Annotated in this window: 13 protein-coding genes; 2 read left to right on the top strand and 11 right to left on the bottom strand. The window is 40.2% G+C overall.

Annotated elements, in window-relative coordinates:
• Positions 1-41: 41 nt before the first annotated feature.
• Positions 42-1,340 carry an aminotransferase class I/II-fold pyridoxal phosphate-dependent enzyme gene (locus ACRRU2_RS14435; protein WP_432502626.1) on the top strand — a complete coding sequence of 433 codons (1,299 nt, stop codon included), beginning with the start codon at positions 42-44 and terminating at the stop codon, positions 1,338-1,340.
• A 114-nt stretch (positions 1,341-1,454) separates the two neighbouring features.
• On the opposite strand, the gene ACRRU2_RS14430 is transcribed toward ACRRU2_RS14435, so the two are convergent.
• From ACRRU2_RS14430 to ACRRU2_RS14420, 3 genes are all read right to left on the bottom strand, one after another.
• A complete protein-coding gene (locus ACRRU2_RS14430; RefSeq protein ID WP_432502624.1) occupies positions 1,455-2,705 on the bottom strand; it encodes an ABC transporter permease in 1,251 nt (416 codons plus the stop codon).
• On the bottom strand, positions 2,705-3,451 hold the full coding sequence (locus ACRRU2_RS14425; RefSeq protein WP_331697120.1) for an ABC transporter ATP-binding protein: 747 nt from the start codon (positions 3,449-3,451) through the stop codon (positions 2,705-2,707). Before ACRRU2_RS14425 ends, ACRRU2_RS14430 begins: the two co-directional genes overlap by 1 nt.
• A 107-nt stretch (positions 3,452-3,558) precedes the next feature.
• Positions 3,559-4,347, bottom strand: a complete 789-nt coding sequence (locus ACRRU2_RS14420; RefSeq protein ID WP_331697121.1) for an AraC family transcriptional regulator — start codon at positions 4,345-4,347, stop codon at positions 3,559-3,561.
• 130 nt (positions 4,348-4,477) lie between these two features.
• Here ACRRU2_RS14420 and ACRRU2_RS14415 point away from each other — a divergent pair, with 130 nt between their 5' ends.
• Positions 4,478-6,724 carry an FAD-dependent oxidoreductase gene (locus tag ACRRU2_RS14415; RefSeq protein ID WP_432502621.1) on the top strand — a complete coding sequence of 749 codons (2,247 nt, stop codon included), beginning with the start codon at positions 4,478-4,480 and terminating at the stop codon, positions 6,722-6,724.
• 494 nt (positions 6,725-7,218) lie between these two features.
• Here ACRRU2_RS14415 and ACRRU2_RS14410 read toward each other — a convergent pair whose 3' ends face one another.
• From ACRRU2_RS14410 to ACRRU2_RS14375, 8 genes are all read right to left on the bottom strand, one after another.
• Positions 7,219-7,383 (bottom strand): hypothetical protein, encoded by a 165-nt coding sequence (locus ACRRU2_RS14410; RefSeq protein WP_432502619.1) that lies wholly within the window; start codon positions 7,381-7,383, stop codon positions 7,219-7,221.
• 189 nt (positions 7,384-7,572) lie between these two features.
• Complete coding sequence (locus ACRRU2_RS14405; RefSeq protein ID WP_432502617.1) at positions 7,573-8,130, bottom strand: hypothetical protein; 558 nt, start codon at positions 8,128-8,130, stop codon at positions 7,573-7,575.
• A gap of 16 nt (positions 8,131-8,146) precedes the next feature.
• Positions 8,147-8,461 carry a hypothetical protein gene (locus tag ACRRU2_RS14400; RefSeq protein ID WP_432502614.1) on the bottom strand — a complete coding sequence of 105 codons (315 nt, stop codon included), beginning with the start codon at positions 8,459-8,461 and terminating at the stop codon, positions 8,147-8,149.
• Between the two features lie 366 nt (positions 8,462-8,827).
• The gene (locus ACRRU2_RS14395; protein WP_432502612.1) at positions 8,828-9,178 is read right to left on the bottom strand and encodes a hypothetical protein; all 351 of its coding nucleotides are present in this window, start codon (positions 9,176-9,178) and stop codon (positions 8,828-8,830) included.
• 339 nt (positions 9,179-9,517) lie between these two features.
• On the bottom strand, positions 9,518-11,224 hold the full coding sequence (locus ACRRU2_RS14390; protein ID WP_432502610.1) for a UvrD-helicase domain-containing protein: 1,707 nt from the start codon (positions 11,222-11,224) through the stop codon (positions 9,518-9,520).
• Complete coding sequence (locus tag ACRRU2_RS14385; protein ID WP_432502608.1) at positions 11,221-13,266, bottom strand: ATP-dependent nuclease; 2,046 nt, start codon at positions 13,264-13,266, stop codon at positions 11,221-11,223. The genes ACRRU2_RS14390 and ACRRU2_RS14385 overlap by 4 nt, the downstream gene beginning before the upstream one ends.
• Before the next feature lie 175 nt (positions 13,267-13,441).
• Positions 13,442-13,822, bottom strand: coding sequence for a zinc ribbon domain-containing protein (locus tag ACRRU2_RS14380; protein ID WP_432502605.1), 381 nt, complete (start codon positions 13,820-13,822; stop codon positions 13,442-13,444).
• Positions 13,801-13,995 carry a recombinase family protein gene (locus ACRRU2_RS14375; protein WP_432502603.1) on the bottom strand — a complete coding sequence of 65 codons (195 nt, stop codon included), beginning with the start codon at positions 13,993-13,995 and terminating at the stop codon, positions 13,801-13,803. Before ACRRU2_RS14375 ends, ACRRU2_RS14380 begins: the two co-directional genes overlap by 22 nt.
• Positions 13,996-14,845 lie beyond the last annotated feature (850 nt).

Below are 14,845 nucleotides of genomic sequence, written 5' to 3'. Positions count from 1 at the left end.
GTATGCTAATGATTGATTTCTAAAAGGATGGAATGATGTTCATGAATTCACTTGCAAAGCAATTAAATGACACGCTTAATAAGGAAAACCCGCATATTGGCGAGATGCTCTCTTCGCTCGGAAAAGCTATCTACTTCCCAAAAGTAGGCATCCTTAGCCAATCTGCTGAAGCCAAGACCAAAGCATCCAAATTCAATGCCACAATCGGAATCGCAACTGAAGGCGGCAAGCCTATGCACCTTGAAGTGATTCAGGAAACTTTAAGCGCTTATGAGCCAAAGGATATTTATGAATATGCTCCGCCAGCTGGAAAGCCTGAGCTGCGGTCCGCATGGAAAGCCAAAATGATCAAGGACAATCCATCGCTTGCAACGAAGAACTTCGGCAATCCAATTGTTACTAACGCACTTACACATGGCCTTAGCATCGTAGCTGATTTATTCGCAGATGCTGATGACGCTGTTATTATACCGAATAAAAATTGGGAAAATTACGAGCTGACTTTTGGCGTTCGCCGCGGCGCTGTAATTGTTGAATACCCGCTTTACAATGATGCTATGAAATTCAACAGCACAGGCCTACGCGAAGCGCTCTTTGCTCAGAAGGATAAAGGAAAAGCAATCGTTATTTTGAATTTCCCTAACAACCCGACTGGCTATACGCCTGGTCCGAAGGAGGGTCAGGAAATCGTAGCTGTACTGAAGGAAGCAGCTGAGGCCGGCATTAATGTCGTGGCCGTTACAGACGATGCTTACTTCGGCCTTTTCTTCGAGGATTCCTTGCAGGAATCGCTGTTCTCGCAGCTAGCCGATCTGCATCCGCGCATTCTACCGGTTAAAATAGACGGCGCAACCAAAGAAGAATATGTATGGGGCTTCCGTGTCGGTTTTATTACGTACGCTTCCTCCTCTGCCGATATTTTATCTGCTTTGGAGCAAAAAACGCTCGGTATTATCCGCTCCACGATTTCCAGCGGCCCGCATCCTTCTCAAACCTTTGTGCTGCGCGCTCTGCAATCGCCGCTATTTGAAGAACAGAAGCAGCAAAAATTCGACATTATGAAAGGCAGAGCAAACCGCGTTAAGCAATTGCTTGATAGCGGACGTTATAGCGACACGCTTCAATATTATCCGTTTAACTCCGGCTATTTCATGTGCCTGAAGCTGGTTAATATTTCAGCAGAGACGGTTCGTCTCCACTTGCTAAATGAATACGGCATCGGCACCATTGCGCTTGGCGAAACCGATCTGCGTGTAGCCTTCTCCTGTATAGAAGAGGAGTATTTGGAAGAATTGTTCGATACTATTTACAAAGCGGCAAGCGAACTGTCGGCAAAATAATAAAAAACGCGAGCTTCGAGGCTGGATCAGCCCGAAGCTCGCGTTTTTTATTACCTGTTCCCTATTTCATCGGTTATTTCCAAAGGTCGGTGAATCCATTTATCCTTGGTATAATCAATAATCTTGAAGCAGCTTGGTCAGCTTCTTCTCGATACGCTTAGGTCGCCATGCCATATACAGAACAGAGAACACTGCGCTTACAATTACAGGCGTATAAAGTCCCTGCAGCATAAGCGGAACGGCCTGCACCACACATAACCAAACCGCGCTGATCAATAATACAAATCGGTCAACTGTAATAAACTGCTTCACCCTGTCCTTCTCGGATAGCGGGTATACATGCTTCCAGACAGATTCTTTATGAAGCTGCATAAGGCTGCCCAACTGCAAGCCGATAAGCAGCAAGCAAAATATACTTATTAGGCTCGCTGCATAGCCTGACCAGGCTGCCGCGCTGGCTGCCCAATACAGTACAAAGCTGCCGAGGGCGATCAAACGCATAATGATGCCGCTAAGCTCCAGCCTAATAATAGCGGCTGCGTACAAATAAATATAAGCGTGCTGTGGGCCATATTTAATTTTGCCTAGCAGCCACGCCAGATAGCTGCGGCGATGAGGGCGGGTCATAAGCGCCGGAATGTCTGTAAACATGCCGAATAACAAATAATATCTTTTGCGCGTCGCTGCTTCTTCACGAATCAATCTTTCCCAAGCGAAGCTGTAGCGGACTGGCAGCCTGTGCAGCGCTGCCAGCAGACCAGCTAGCAGCAGGCTGAATAGCAGCGCCTGCCACCAGGCTGCAATCAGCCATGCTGCGACAGCGGCTGCAGTAAGCAGCCAGCGCAGGCAGCGCAGCAAGATGCGGGCACCGTCGTAAACGACGCGGCGCTCGCGCCAGCCAAAGTAGCTGTTTCCCGCTTTCACAGCAGCTGCAGCAACAGCGATAAGCCATAATGAATTAGGCTCAGCAGCTTGCCTGTAAACGGGCAAATAAAACAATAAAATGACAGCGAGCAGAAGTATTCCTTGCACGAGTGAGCGGCGGTATGAACGCTTCATATAGAGCTTCATCTGATGCTCCTTAGGCATCAAAAATACAATATCGGCTTGTACAAGCCAGGTGCGCAGCGGGCTCCAGCAAAGTGCAAGCGTCAGTAACGCTATACCCAGTGCTTCAATTGGGAAGCCTGCGGGTATATTGTGAATAAAAGAAAAATAACTAATTAGAAAATATATAATAAACAGTGAACAAACGGCAGGCAGACCGCTCATGCTCATAATTCTGATGTAAGGGAATATCTCCTTCAGGAAGGCTCTCGATCTGCTAGTCCAAATCTTAGTTAATGATGCGCTTTGAACGGACACTAGCTCGCCCCTTCCTTTACAAAATAATAAAACAGCTCCTCTAATGAAGCTTCCTTAAAGTCAGCCCCCGCTGCACGCCGTATATCCGAGAGCGTGCCCTGTGCAGCCAGCCGCCCATTATGCATAATAAGCAGCCTGTCGCAATACGCCTCTACCGTTGATAAAATATGGGAGCTCATCAATATAGCCGCGCCCTGCCGCTTCACTTCAACCAATTGATCAAGCAAGGAACGAATGCCGAGCGGATCCAGCCCTAGAAACGGCTCGTCAATAATATAAAGCTGCGGAGCTGCCAGCAGCGCGTTCATAATCATTACCTTTTGCTTCATCCCTTTGGAGAGATGGGCAGCGAATGCCTTGCGTTTCGGCTGCATTTGAAACTGGTCGAGCAATCCCTCTGACCGGCTTTCTGCCTGATTCTGCACATCGTAAGCCATCCCCGTAAGACGCAAATGCTCCTCGACAGTAAGCTCGTCAAACAAAACCGGAGATTCCGGCACATAAGCAAACGAGCTTCTATATTGTTGCGCATCCTCGTTTAATGTAACGCCATTTACCTTCACTTCGCCCTTATGCGGCTCCATAAGCCCGAGAATATGCTTGATGGTCGTGCTTTTGCCAGCGCCATTGAGTCCGATCAAACCGATCATCTCTCCCGGCTTTACGTAAAAATCGATATCATGCAGTACAGGCCTGCGCGGGCTGTAGCCGCCGGTAAGATGACTGACCTCTAAAATATTTTCCATCTCTTCACCCCAATGAACATGAATACAATTCCAGTCTTGCACAATATTTTTCTTATTTAAGCATACCTAAATATGGATCGCATTTCAAAATAAGTCTTTCAAGCCGTCTATACTTGATACAATTTTCGATAAACGGACGGAGAAAGCCCCTTTCTGCTGCGAAACACGCGGCTCAAATAAAACCCGTTCTCATAACCGCATTGCTGGGCTATCCGGTCCAACGTAAGCGTCGTTTCTTCAAGCAGACTGCAGGCCCGGTCCATTCGCAGCCCGGTTACATAATCAGACGGCGTCATATGAAAGCTTCTTTTATATTTCCGCGTAAGCTGAACAGCACTAATGCCTAGCAAATCAGAAAGCTTGCTGATAGAAAGCGGTTCAAAGGCGTGCGCCAGCAGCCATTGTTGGGCATATTGCATCTGATCGTCCGCTTCCTCTTCTCTATTCCTATCTGCTTTACCGCTTTCCTGACCATATAACCACCAGATATCCTCCAGCAAATGCCGGATGCGATTGCCGCTTTGCTCCTGTCCGGCCGTCAAGTTAAGGCTGCGTATATACCGATAGGTGGACGCGAGTCTTTCTGTATCTATGAATGTAATTTTACCAGTCATCTGCTCCGCTTGCTCTTTAGTCGGCTCCACATCCCATGTAAATTGCACAAAATGAAAAGTTAGCGGCTCTACTGTTTTGCGATGAAATACTAGCCCGGGCGGGCATACGACGATATCGCCAAAGAAAGCTTCTCCTCTATGCGCACCGATTTCAAACTGAAATACACCCTCTTCAACGGCAAACATTGTCCAATTATTATATCTATCCTGATCCAACAAAAACTGCTGTTTTTGATGCCAATAGACGTAAGCTTTCGGAAGTAACGACCAGTTGTTCCGCATCTGCCCCTCCAAAATGATTGAAAGTGAAATAAAGTATATGCTTAATGATAATTGAATGTATGTTAAATAACAATGTTATAAATTAATATTTGAAATGATAGATATGTTTTAACTAAAGGAGTGAAGCACGGTGAGAGAGGAAATCGTAAAAACAGATATTACAGTTATCGGCGGCGGGCTTGCAGGCGTCAGCGCTGCGATAGCTGCAGCACGGCTTGGCAAGAGCGTAGCGCTTATCAATAACCGGCCTGTGCTTGGCGGAAATTCCAGCAGTGAGGTTCGTGTATGGGTATGCGGAGCAACGGGCCATGGCGTTCACCGCTATGCACGTGAAACAGGCATTATGGGTGAATTATTTGTAGAGAATCAATTCCGCAATATGGACGGCAATCCTTATTATTGGGATATGGTCGTTTATGAAACTGTTCTGGCAGAGCCTCTTATCCAGCTGTTTCTCAATACGGACGTTCATGAGGTTGATGCAAGCGGAGATGAGTCAGACCGTACAATCCATTCCGTTACCGGCTGGATGATGGGATCAGAAAGACGAATCCGCTATAAGAGCGAAGTGTTTATTGACTGTACAGGTGATGGATTGGTTGGGTTTTTGGCTGGCGCCAAGCACCGGATTGGGCGCGAGGCCAAGGAAGAATATAACGAAGAATGGGCACCGCTGGTCGCCGACGATATTACGCTTGGCAGCACACTGCTTTTTTACACAAAGGATGCCGGTCATCCCGTAAAATATGTGGCGCCCAGCTTTACCAAGGACATTACGAAGACGACCATACCTGAACGCCGGGTTATTCGCAGCGGCGACAATGGCTGTGCATACTGGTGGATCGAATGGGGCGGCGAGCATGACACCGTCCATGATAACGAAAAAATCCGTGATGAGCTTTGGTCTGTCATATACGGCATTTGGGATTATATTAAAAACTCAGGAAAATTTGATGCGGACAATATGACGCTGGAATGGGTCGGCTCCATACCTGGCAAGCGTGAGTACCGCCGTTTTGTAGGCGAATATGTGCTAAATCAGAACGACGTGCTTGCGCAGCTGCCATTCGAGGATAATGTCGCTTTCGGCGGCTGGTCGATCGATTTGCATCCGCCGCAAGGCATGTATGCGACGGAATCGGGCTCCAAGCATCTGCACACGGATGGCATTTATTCGATACCGTTTCGTTCTCTCTACTCGATCAATGTGAAAAACATGCTAATGGCCGGCCGCAATATAAGCGCTACGCATGTTGCCTTCGGTTCCACGCGCGTTATGGCAACCTGCGCATTGTTGGGCGAGGCTGCTGGAACAGGCGCTGCTTTATGCGCTGATAAAGCTGTAACGCCTAGCGAGCTTTATCATCATCATTTGCAGGAATTGCAGCAAACGCTGCTTCGCCAGGATGCATCTGTTATCGGATTATCTAACAAAGACGAAAAAGACTTGGCTTTATCAGCAAACGTAAATGCATCAAGCACATTATCGCAGCTCGCAGTCCAGCGAAGTAACGAAACAGTTGCACTGTCCAGCGACATCGGATTGACAGTTCCGGCAGATCCAGAAATTAACGGGCTAGAGCTTCTTGTTGATGCCAGCAAAGATACAACATTAACCGTAGAGCTATGGGATACAGGCCGCGCCGAAAACTACGTGCCAAACGTTTTGCAGACATCGGCCTCTGTCAGCATATCAAGCGGCAGCAAGCAATGGGTTAAGCTTGATTTACAGTGGAAGCCGGCATTTGCGCAAAACGCTTTTATTATTATTAAAGCCAATGATGCGTTGGAGCTTCACTTCTCCGGAAGCACCCGAACAGGCGCCCTTGCCTATTTAAAGGGCACGAAGCCTGCCGTAGACAAGCAGCTGGAGGACCGCTCACATGATCAGCCGGCTGTATTATGGGGAACCCGCCCTTTCGAGCGCAAAATACCTTGCTTCCGCCTTGCTGCTACTGCTGCTTTTGCACCTGAAAAAGCGATCGATGGCTTTGTCCGGCCTTACGGCGGGCCGCATTTGTGGAGCTCGGCGCCTATGAAGGAAGGGCATGAAGAATGGCTAGAGCTGAACTGGGCTAAACCTGTTCAAATAAGCACGCTTCACTTGACGTTTAATGATGATGTCAACGAAGACCTGATTAACCTGCATCATCATAAAACACCTTTCGAGGTTATTCCAAACCTTGTAAAGGATTATCGTATCGAGGCTTTTGCAGCGGGCGAATGGCAAGTGGTGGGCGAATTTAAAAACAATCATAAACGTAAGCATATTCATGCGCTGGAAGCGGCGATTACAACTGAACGCATTAGAATTGCAGTAACTGCAACGAACGGAGAGCCTTGCGCTGAAATCATCGAGGTGCGGGCATACGCTTAAAACTTTCAGGTTAGTTGAATTTCGTTTCAAAGTGATCAGGAAACAGGGACTGAGCTGTAACGGTCACAAATGACCGTTACAGCCGAAAAAGCAGCGTTCTTGGCAATTAACGGACATAAATGACCGTAATACGGCTATTAGAGGGATACTATTACTGAAAACCTGCCCTAATGGCCAAAATTGTCCGTTAGAAAACAGAATTACGCGTTAGTGATTGCTAAGGGACATTTGTGACCGTTAGAAAGTGACGATGCCCCGGTCTTAGAACAGATGTATGGTAATGTTGACCTGTATTTGGTGCTAAGTATAACAGGCTGCTCTGAACGATTGTCGATTAATTGCGGGCTTAGTAAGCAATAAGAAAGGGGAACGGAGAGCAAGATTGGGACTGGAGAAGCGGCAGCGGTCGGAAGCCCAAACTTGATCGCAATGCATCCCCTTTTTTATTGCTTGTTACCTTATCCGCAATGAATCGACACCCTCAAAAATGTCCGTTAAAACATAGTTTCGGCGTTAATATTGGTGCTAAGTATAATGGCTGCTCTTAACGATTCATCAATGAGAGGTACGAGGATCAATGGTCTAGCCAAAAAGAAGACAGACTTATTGTCGCTCATGGAGATTTCAAAAGCTTCTTCTGTCCAAAGAACCCAGTTCACCGGGTTATGAGCGTGTTGCAGCAGATATAATGACTTTTCCTTGATAATCTATCGGTTACTTTGTAAGTTGTCAAAGGGGCATTACCTCTTTTCGATGGGATTTAGGTAAAGTATCAGTTTCTGGGTTAGTTTATCCAAAAAGCTAGGGAGAGTGTAAGAATAGAAAAAGGTAACTCCATATGATATGGGTTACCTTTCATGATTGCAATCAGATTTTAGCTCAAATGTTTTTGTAGAACTCAATTCCCCTTTTTTATAGTACTCAACATAAACTTCCCTTCTTCTAATGTTGACTTCGTAATAAACACCTAATTTATATCTACACACATGCTCAGGAAGACTTGTCCCATCAAATGACCAAACATTATCGAATGTATCTTTAGTTAGAGCAATTAAACGGTTCTTATCTTTTATCTTTTCGGAATTTCTATTTGTAGATTTTTTCATTTCTATTGCAATTAAATTATCTTGTTCAGGAATCTCGCCACGGCTATGCACTATGATATCACAATTAATAGGTATTACTTCGATGTTTTGATCTATAATGGTCTTTACTTTCCCTTTGTTTCTGTTATATTCCACATCCACGTGATATTTCGAATAATTAGTTTCTTTAATCTCTTCCTGAAGATATCTCATTAACGAACCGCATAATGTTCGTTCTGAGACGCCACTAAGAATCAAATCCACTTCATTATTTAAGAATGTTTTATTTGCCTTTTCAAATATAATAGTTGTATTTTTCATAATTCTCCTTAAACAGTTAAAAGTCTAATTCTTTGAGTATGTACGTACGCCACTCATTCTCTTCTTTTACTGTCTTAATATATCCTAAATCTTTAAGAGTTTTTTTGAATTTCTCCACCATTTCATAGCCCATATGATCCGGAGTTCCTTCATATACAAAATTCAGCATTTCCCGAGTATTTGCTTTGCTCCAACCCTTATTTCCTGCATTGGAATTTTGTAAAATATAGTTGTAAGTATTCACCATATATCTTCTATAATTACCTGACGTAGGATTCTCTTTTTGATTGCGAAGATAACTTAGTTCTCTAATTTTCTGCTCTTCGTTCATAATAAAAACTCCTTAGATGATAATTATTCCGACCCTGATCCGTGTCATATAAGCCGATCTAAAGAACCCTTTCGAATTAACTCTAGCATTATGTTTCCATCTTATCTCAAACAACCATCTATTCTCTCTCTCTTAATAATATTTCCAATTAATCAAGAGTAGTAGTTTCACTATTCTAATTACTTCTGTTAAGAACGTATTCTAAATCAACACATGTATCATTATAAAAGAGCAACGCATCTTCCACTTTTTCCAAAAATCTCTTCTTAATATTTATTTCTATCATGAAAAAATCTTCAACTAAACTAAACATCGCTTTAAAAGTTCCTATACATACTGAAATAAATAATGCTACTAAAGTAAAAGTTACAAAAACACTGGTTGATTCATTGAATTTTGTACTATAAAAGCTTTAAAAAAGAATATAGCATACTGTGACCAAACAGGTATAAATAACGCTAAAAAAGCACCGGGAGCTAAAAAGGTTGGGGGTTTACTTCGTACGATTTCTTTTACTAATATTTTAATTAATAAATTCAACTTTTCCTCAGAATATAATCCCTTACTTTTCAAATATTCAGTAAGAAATTTTCTCTGCATATTTTCAAACTGCTCTGTTCTCCACCCCCCTTTTTTAACTTGAATAGAATAATGATTATTCAAAATTCTTTTAGCCTTTGTGTTGAAAATACTTATTACTAGTATTGACAGAATCAATATTCCTCCGAAAAAAATAGCTGTCCCTTTAACATAACTTGGAGCAGCGAAACTTAATGGTAAGATTATTATCAGAATGTAGCCGGAAATTATAAGTAATACGAACAGGAATGAGACCATAGCATTTAAAAATGGCATATACTTGAACACTAATGAATAGGTTGATAAGTTACTCTTATAGTATTTCTATAACTCGTCTATCATTTTCTTCTCCCTATTATCTGCTAAAAACTCCGAGAAACTTCTGGGAGTCATTAGTTTAGTTATTTCATTAATTGGGAATGAGTACGTTTAATTTCTTTGTTTCCTGTGAAATGATTCTAATCGCTAATGAAATATTTATGTTTCAGTTCTTACAATGTCAAACAGTGATTTTAATTTCTTCGACTCTTTTTCGGATAATGTTGGCACATTGATAAATAAACGATCGGTAGCTCTGCTTATTGCTACATAGTTTATTCTTTGCTCTTCTTTATCGTTATCGTTTAAGTTAGGATTAAGTAAAAATTCGATGTCGCTCTCTTCTTTTAGAACAACCAAGACATTTTTAAATTCATCTCCCTTTGCTTTGTGAATTGTTTTGTGTCTGCTTGTATCTTCATCAATTCTTACACACAAAGCCAATTGCTGGTAACTATGACCTTCATAGAAAGTCTTAGCTGCGCCCCTTAATAAATTTGATATATCAGGTTTTATTTTTCTTTTTACAAAAGAATGGAATTCTAGTAGGCTTTTTTCTTTAAAGTCCCCAAACTGAGAAAGGAGTACACAAAGATGTTTCAGAGCTTCTTTTCTTCCTTTATCTTTGTCATTCTTATCTTTGAAAATTCTCTCTAATTCTTTTATTGCACTTTTAAATTCGTTCTGGCGAGCAAACTCAGTTGACTTTATACAAGCAATAATCACTTTACTTCTGTATTTATTGCTACTGCTAGGATTATCTTCGGTTAAAAGTGCTTCAATTAGCTTATTGTTAAATAAATCTCCTTTAATTTCCTTTTTCATTGCATTCGAGATTATATTTATTCTTGACAAAGAATTTACCGACTCGTTATTACTCTTTTCTTTAGCTATTCTAAGGGCAGCAAGCCGCTCTCCCACAATGATTATGGGTTTTTCTCCGTTTATGTTTCTGTATTTGTTTTGTTTTATATCTTCACGTACTGTATTTAAAATATCTATAATTTGATTTGTACTTCGTCTGTTATCTTCCATTACATAGTCAACTATGTTGTTTAAGTTAAATGAATGAAACCGAGATGGTTCTGCTCCTTGAAAGCTATAAATAGACTGAGCTTTATCACCAATTATCCCAACTACCGTTTCTTTTTTTCCAATTAACCCCATAATCTTCACTTGTATAGGATTTGTATCCTGGAATTCATCAACAAAAAAGTATGGGAATTTGGCTTGTAACACTTTTAAAATAAATGGATGCTTCTTAATTAATTGATAACTAAAAAAGAGTACATCATCGTGGTGAATTATACCTCTTTCCCACGCCATTTTTTTATATTCATAGTACGAATCATTCTTGATAGAATATTTACCAATCTTACGAGGATAATCAGGCTTTACTACTAAAGCTCCTAAATCATCAAATTTCCATTGAGTTGAATTAAAAGCTTCAACAATTAATTTATCTTCCTTGAATCTTTGCTGTTGAGTTCGGTCTTTCCATTCGTTTAAAAAAGAATAATTTGATAAAATAATATCATCATGCCCGTCCATTGCTTCCACATTTAATCCATAATCATCAACAAGGAAAACGGCGTATGGTTTTACAATATGTTTGTATAGAAAGCTATGGATAGTAGATACTTCAACTTGGTTTATTGTAGTGTTTAAACGGTTTAAAATCGTTTCTACTCCAATATTCGTGTACGTAATGCACGCTACTTTACGAGTTTTCTCTAATCTTGTTGATTTATGGAGAACATTTTTAATATGTTCAACTAACCAATGAGTCTTCCCTGCCCCTGGACCCGCAGAGACTCGAAAATGGTGCTCAATAGGAATCAATGTATCAGAGTTTATTGGGATCATTTACATAACCACGCGATGGCTTCTTTTATGTAATCAGGAACAATAAATTTTTTATATTTATCAGTTCCTTTGTTTTCTAAATTTTTATCCAAAATATATGCAAGCTCCAAAGCGTTTTCTCCTTTTCCTACTGAATTAAGATATCGTGAAGCAATTAATCCTCTACATTTTTGTTTCTCGCTCCAAGAAGTATTTTGATTAATACCTTCAATAATTCTATCATTCTCATCGCTTTTTCTCAGTATGGATTCGTAATCTGTCTGTGGTTTTTGGTCTGTATAAAGCTTCATTAAGTTTTTAATTTCATCTTGATTTTTCATAGAATCTGTCACTAATATTTCGAGGGAAGGGTTAAATAAAATCAGATCATATTCAAGTGTCTTTCCTTCAACTTCATCTTGACTAAAAAATGCAATATTAGGGTGAGTACCTGGTTGATATGATAAAGTGTTTCTTTTATACTCATACTCTTTAGTATTAGCGTCATATTCAAACGGATAGCATTTTTTGAAATTAGTGTTAGATGATTTTTTCTTTCTTTCAGGGTCTTGATCTGTCAAACAAACAATTTTTTTGTTTAGAGTATTTATTTTCTCACTGTCAAACAGATGTAAAAAATGATTGAAATATCTACCACCCACATTTATAACTGCAATATGATTTTCTTCTAAAGAAACACCTTCATATTTCGCGAAAACTGACAGCAACAATTGTTCTGCTAAACCCTCTACTAAAATTACTTTTTGAGCAAAAAGCATATCTGATTTGGTCGCATCTAAAAATCGCTGTACATATTTTTTACTACTTTCATCAGTGGGAAATACTTTTCCAGGATATCCAACAGAGGTGTTTCCTCCATCGCTATGCAAACAAATCATCTCATCTAGAGAAACAGAGGAGGTAATATGCGTTGAATGCGTGGTAACAAAAATTTGTCTAACCTTTTTTTCATTTTTATTTTTCTTTAAGAATTTTAAAAACTGATACTGCATGGCTGGATGCAGGTGTGCTTCAGGCTCTTCAATTACCAATATCGGAAATACCTTCGCATTACTCCCTAAATATTTTCCGTCTGCATTGACTTGCATTTTTGATAAAAGCAGTGACATAAAAATTAAGTTATTATACCCGAGACCGTTATGTGTAGCCGGTATCTTTATGCCGGATTCATATTCAACAATAAGCCTAAGTGCAGAGAAAATTTCCACATCTGAGAGACTTCCTTCAAAATTAGGTATTGCTTTGTTAAATGAAGCTCCCGTATCTTTGGCATATGATAAAATCTGTTCCTTACCAACACTCATTCTGTTTTGTAAGTCACGTAATAACGTATCTGCAATCTCACTAAAATCCTTCTTCTTCTGCTTAATCTCTATTTTCTTTACTTCCTCAGATTTATCTAAATCTGATTTAATTTCGTAATCCATAAAAAAGTCGAACACATCTCTAAGAAGAGAATTTCTTCCTGAAAGCATATCTCTCTCAACATCACGGATTGCATCTAAAAATTGAAAATCAAACTTCTGTAATGATTCACTATCAGCAACGTTTTGAGCAGTCTTATCTCCACCCCATATTTTATAGACATAGTGCCTTATAAAGTCATGATTGATTATTTTCCAAGCTATATCTAGATCAGGGGCATTTCTAATAGCTTCTACATAACTAACTCTTTCTTTTTCAGGAAGAAAAAAATCGTAGGTTAATACTGCCTCATATGGTTCGTCTAACTTGGTAAGCCAATTCCCAACTGTCACTAAATCATCAGAATTTAAATTTTCATTTAAGCTCTGCTTTATTACTAAAGATATGTTAATTTGAGGTGGATTCTCTATCAATTCTGCCAGTGTAATATTTTTATTGAAATCATATACATTCAATCGCTTTGTTCCTTGAGAATCAAGTACCAAAGCTAATGCTTTAAGTAAATTTGACTTTCCAGCATTATTATGACCAATAATTACATTCACTCCATCATTAAATTCTATTACTTGTTCTTTGAAATTTCTAAAATTATTAATCATCATTTTATGTATATACATGGCTAACCTCCTCGTTTCATGAGATATAACGATCAAATCATACTTATAATTATCGATTTCCAAAATCAGCAGAAAAACTTAATGTGCTTCTAATTTACGATTCTATGTCTGATAATAGCTAATTTAGGTATATTGTACCATACGAAAAGAGTCTTCTGGAACTTATTCCAGAAGTCTACAATAGCACCTCGATAATGACCTGTGTATCATTGTAACGACTCCCATGTAACTCAATCTCCCGCAGAATGTTTGGGTCTACATGGATAATACGATCATACAGAGCATTGAAAAAATCGGCATCCATTACTTTGCCACGCTGCTCACATTTGCTGCCATCTTTATACTGGTGATAGCACAGTGCACTCCAGTGCTGCCCCTGCTTCTTGTTCTCTCCCACTCGGAATCTCATCCATGAACCGCACTTTTCACAATTCAACAAGCCTGACAACGGAAAAATACTCTTCCTGGAATTCGGGTTCAGCATTCTGTTCTTAAGCAGCCGCTCCATAATCGCTTCATGTTCTTCCGGCGTTTTTAGCTTTTCATGTGTTCCCATGACTTAATCCGCTCTTCTTCGGGTACAAGCTCCACCTGACCACGCTTGGAACGGGTTTTTCCATAAGTAATGTAACCCAAATGGATTTCGCTTGCCAGCAACCGTTGAACCGTAATATTTGACCAGCCTTTGTTCTTTCCATCCGGCTTAATGTTGTTGAGGTATCTTGTCATCCATCAGCCAAATAGCGATATGTCCCAAGTTTTTTTCCATTAAAATATTTCTCAACAATTGCTCGGTAAATCTGACGCTTCGTTTCCTCTACCAGTACTGAACTTGTGTTCTTATCATAATAGTATGGAAAGGGGGCTTTCCGTTTGTCCACATGCCTTTCTTCGCTCCGGCCTCTTTGCCCTGCGTCATTCTTCGTTTAATCGTTTTGTATTCTATTCGGGCAAAAATGGGCATGATATCAATGATACATCGTCATTGTCAATTTCCAGATCGTATATTTTGTTGGGTGTAATGATTACCGTCTCTGAGTTCAAAAACGTATCTTTTATGAGTGCCCAGTCCTTATTTTCTTCACGCCCTAAACGGTCAATATCCATGACCATTACGCCCTCATAGAGTTGGTCTTCAAACGTGCCGAAGTAACTTCTGCTTTTCTTTCCGGGACTCTATCTTTTCACCAGAGACCACTTCTTCATAAAACCTATAGTTCCAATTTCGATTCTAGCCCAAGGTGAAATAAAAGAACATGTAAAATCAATCTATAAGACAGAATTAATTTTTATAAAACTAAAGGTAGAAAATGCACTTAACAAATTCATACTTTTCAAACGTGTACCTTTGATAAAAAAATAGTGGATTTAAGTAATTCTGCAGCTGCACATGGTAGTACATCGACTATTATAAGAGAAGAACATTTTGACTATTTGCAAGGAATTGCTAAGGAATTAATTTTAGAATACATTCAACAGTTAAATATTGATTGAAGATCACAGAAAATAACAATAATTCACACGAACATCCCATCAGATGCTTTCGATTCATTGTGTGGAACCATTTGTACAGAATTAG

It is taken from the genome of Paenibacillus sp. GXUN7292 (assembly GCF_050864975.1).
GTDB lineage: Bacteria > Bacillota > Bacilli > Paenibacillales > Paenibacillaceae > Pristimantibacillus.
The sequence above is the reverse complement of the archived record's forward strand: the minus strand, read 5'-3'. Positions and strand labels throughout refer to the sequence as shown.